Genomic DNA, 3,616 nt, shown 5'->3' on the forward strand with positions numbered 1-3,616 from the left:
TTGACCCTCGTCTGGTTCCCAGGTCGATACTTGGCATCCTATCGAGCGGGCCACCTCGTGCAGCGACTGGTAGGCCGGGAAGGTGCAGATTGCGTGGTCTCCTGGCTCGAGAAGCGCGTGCAGCAACAGGAAAACCCCTTCCTCGGGGACCATCACGAGGACGTCCTGCGCCTCGATGCCTGCATAGATTTCGGCGATGGCTTCCCTTAGGAATGGGTGCCCGGGGCTTTCGGTGTATCCTAGCTTGAGGTGTTCCCACAGCTGTGCCGTCTCTGTGTCCGCCATTGCCAACAGCTCTGACATGGCAAGTGGTTCGCAGTCGGAACACGATAACAGATAGCGGGCCGAGAACTCGTATTTGGCAAAGTATCGCTCCAGCGCAAAGGGGGCTATTTTCATGCGACCTCGGCTTTTGTCTTGACCTCGTAATGCTGCGAGCGCGCATCAAACCGCGAGAGCAGCGCCCTGGCCTTTGGGGGCACGACGGCGACCTCGTAATCCTCCCCGGCGAAGGCGCGCACTGCGTCTAGCGAGTCGAACCACATGATGGTCACGAACTCTACCTCGTCGCTCGAGTCGCGGCGCAGGAGGTGTATGCCCCTGTAGCCTGCGATCTCGCGTTCCTGTATGCCGACGAATATCTCGCTCTTGAGCAGTTCTTCGTAGGCGTCGGCGTTTGCCGGCGTCGTCCATCCGTGCCAGATTCGGCTGATCATGTCCTGTTTTATCTCCCTAAGGTTCCAGCATCACCTTGATCGAGTCCTTCGACTCCAAAACCATCTGGAAAGCCTCCTCGAATTGCTCCAATGGGAATACGTGCGTCACGATGTCGTCCACCGGAACCTGGCCTTTGACCAGCATGTCCATCGCCAGCGGATAGCAGAAGGGCCCCAAGTGGGAGCCGTGGATGTTGAGCTCCTTGGTGTCGCCGATGATGGTCCAATCGACCGTGACCGGCTCGCCAAACACGCTGAACTCGACGAACGTGCCCAGGCGACGGATCATGTGCAGGCCCTGGATCACGGATTCGGTATGGCCGGTGGCCTCGATGTAGACGTCGCAGCCGTAACCCTCCGTGAGCTTGCGTACCTCGTCGACCACGTCCACCTCCAGCGGGTTCAGCACCAGGTTGGCGCCGCACTTTTTGGCCACCTCCAGCCGGGAGGGTACCAGATCGAGCGCGATCAGGCAGCCGGGGCTCTTCAGCCGGGCCGTCGCGACCATCCCCAGGCCCAATGGGCCACAGCCGGAGACGACGACCGTGTCGCCCAGTTCGATCTCGCCCCGTTGGACAGCGTGGATGGCGCAGGCCAGGGGCTCGATGTAGACGGCCTGCCGTGGTGTGAGGACGTCGGGGACTTTGTTGTTAATGGCGTCGGCGGGGAACAGCATGTACTCGGCCATGGCACCGCGGGTGCGCTGGCGGAAGCCGTAGACGTCGTGCTTGCCATCGCACTGCCAGTACTGACCTCGCTTGCAGAAGCGACATTCCCAGCAGGGCACGATCTGCTCCGAGATTGCTTTGTCGCCGATGGTCAGGCCGTACTTTTGTGCCGCGCCATCGCCCAGGGCGACCACCTCTCCCACGAACTCGTGACCAGGCGTGATCGGCGGCTGGCAGTAGCCCTGGCGATGTTCATCTCCCCAGAACAAGGGGGCGCCGGCATAGCACTTGACGTCTCCCGCGCAGATGCCGGCGCCCAGGATGCGCACGAGCACTTCGCCGGGGCCCACGCTGGGTACGGGGATTTCCTCTAGGCGGTAGTCGTGCGGCCCATAACACATCACTGAGTGCATGGTCTCGGGTATGTTAGTCTGAGTATCTGGCATGCTTCTTCTCCTGTGCTCCTTCTCTTTAGCAACCCGTTCGATCTCGGACATTGCTTTGTCTCGTTACAGCTTTAGCATGTAGTACACGATTCCAAAGTTAACCGGCCCGACGCGAAAAGCCAGCCTAGCCAAATCGACCAGACCGAGTATCCCACGATCACCAGCACAGCACCGGCATAACTGAGAGGATGCTCCTGCCCACCGATGCGGAAGCCGAGCGCTACGAGGATGTATCCCGCCCCGACGACAATGCCGGAAATGGCCAAGCCACTTGGAAAGGCATCGATGCTGAAAGCGAGGATGTTTGCAAGCAGAAGCCACAGGCCGATGGCTCCGCCGGCCGTGAGCACGGCCGTGATCGTCTGTTCATACTTGACGACGTCAAGGACGAGCAGCGTTTGCAGCATCGCGGCCACGAGCATCCCTACGGCGCCTACCACAGCTGCCAGTAGGGCCAGTCTGGCTCCTCCGTGACGTATCAGGAGGAAAAGCCCAACTGAGACGGGCAACATCAGTAGCATCTGGAGGACGCTCACGGCGTCGTTGATCTTTCCAAAGCGTCCGCCCAGGGTGAAGAAGAGGATGGCCGTGACCGCGGTGGCTAGGGTGGCCGCAGCGCTCAAGTATAGGGTCCACCCAAAGAGCAAATCGAGATTTGCTGGATTCATATGATTCCCTCAACTTCGATACTCGCCAAGATAAACGGGCCGACACCTTTGTAGTCGTTGGTCACGATTTCCTCGCCGACGTAATACTCAAACGAGCCGTCTCGATATGGCTCTCCACCCAGACCCGCTCCACTGCAGATCCGGTCTAGGTTGACCAGGCCTTGTTCATCAACTTTGATAAAGTGCTTCAGAATCCCTTGGTACCCGCGCTTGGCCACATCCAGGTGGTTTTTGCCAATATAGCCCTTGTTGGCGCCTTTTGCCAGTGCGTACGCGAACATGCACGAGGCCGAGGCTTCCAGATAATTGCCTGCTCTATCTCCTTGGTCAAGCACCTGGTACCACAGGCCGGTGGGCTCGTCCTGCACGGTGGTCAGCGCGGCTGCCGTGTCTTTGAGAATCGTTATGATGGAATCTCGGCCCGCGTGGTCCCGTGGCAGGAAATCGAGGACGTCCACGATGGCCATCATGTACCACCCGACCGCGCGTCCCCAGAAACAGGGAGAACAGCCGGTTGCCGGGTTGGCCCAACGCTGGCTCTTGCTCTCGTCCCAGCCGTGATAGAGCAGCCCGGTTTGAGGATCGCGAGTGTGGCTCTCTATCAGCGTGATCTGACGGACCACGTCGTCGAATCCCTGCGGTTCGTCGAACGTTTTGGCAAACTCGGCATAGAATGGGCCGGCCATATAGATGCCGTCCAGCCACATTTGATGGGGGTAGATCTGCTTGTGCCAGAAGCCACCCACGCTGGTGCGTGGCTGGAGCTGTAGTTGTTCCCTGAGCAGGTATGCGGCTTTCTCGTATCGCTCGTCGCCCGTTTGATTGTACAGCAGAAACAGCAGCTTGCCCGCGTTGATTTGATCCAGGTTGTACGTCTCAATGCGGTATGTCCGGATATCGCCATCGGCGCTGACAAATTCGTCGATGTTGCTCTTGATGTAATCGTAATACTTTTTCCTCCCGGTTTTCGACCACACCTGCTTGATCGCGGAGAGCGCTACACCGGCTGCATAGGTCCACTTGTCCGAAAGAAACGGGTGGCGCTGGATCACCGAGTCGGCCATCCGCGTCGACCAGTCCAGCGGTTGGGTGGATTTGCAGCCAGCTAACAGGCCGGC

Annotated in this window: 5 protein-coding genes; all 5 read right to left on the reverse strand. The window is 59.3% G+C overall.

The features are described from left to right. The coding region (locus tag P8X48_13000; protein ID MEJ2108223.1) for a hypothetical protein at positions 1-399 on the reverse strand (399 nt) is incomplete at its 3' end. After that, complete coding sequence (locus P8X48_13005; GenBank protein MEJ2108224.1) at positions 396-716, reverse strand: hypothetical protein; 321 nt, start codon at positions 714-716, stop codon at positions 396-398. The genes P8X48_13005 and P8X48_13000, both read right to left, overlap by 4 nt. A gap of 16 nt (positions 717-732) precedes the next feature. After that, entirely contained in the window at positions 733-1,785 is a 1,053-nt protein-coding gene (locus P8X48_13010; protein ID MEJ2108225.1) for an alcohol dehydrogenase catalytic domain-containing protein, read from the reverse strand. A gap of 116 nt (positions 1,786-1,901) precedes the next feature. Further along, complete coding sequence (locus tag P8X48_13015) at positions 1,902-2,498, reverse strand: hypothetical protein (GenBank protein ID MEJ2108226.1); 597 nt, start codon at positions 2,496-2,498, stop codon at positions 1,902-1,904. Then, positions 2,495-3,616 (reverse strand): glycoside hydrolase family 88 protein (locus P8X48_13020; protein ID MEJ2108227.1); only part of this gene is annotated, 1,122 nt, incomplete at its 5' end. The genes P8X48_13015 and P8X48_13020, both read right to left, overlap by 4 nt.

The sequence above is a fragment of the Acidiferrobacteraceae bacterium genome (genome assembly GCA_037388825.1).
GTDB lineage: Bacteria > Pseudomonadota > Gammaproteobacteria > Acidiferrobacterales > JAJDNE01 > JARRJV01.

Bases quoted from the DNA above. Each gene is read 5' to 3' on its own strand.
- P8X48_13015 (MEJ2108226.1), bottom strand. From the start codon at position 2,498: ATGAATCCAGCAAATCTCGATTTGCTCTTTGGGTGGACCCTATACTTG.
- P8X48_13005 (MEJ2108224.1), bottom strand. From the start codon at position 716: ATGATCAGCCGAATCTGGCACGGATGGACGACGCCGGCAAACGCCGAC.
- P8X48_13010 (MEJ2108225.1), bottom strand. From the start codon at position 1,785: ATGTGTTATGGGCCGCACGACTACCGCCTAGAGGAAATCCCCGTACCC.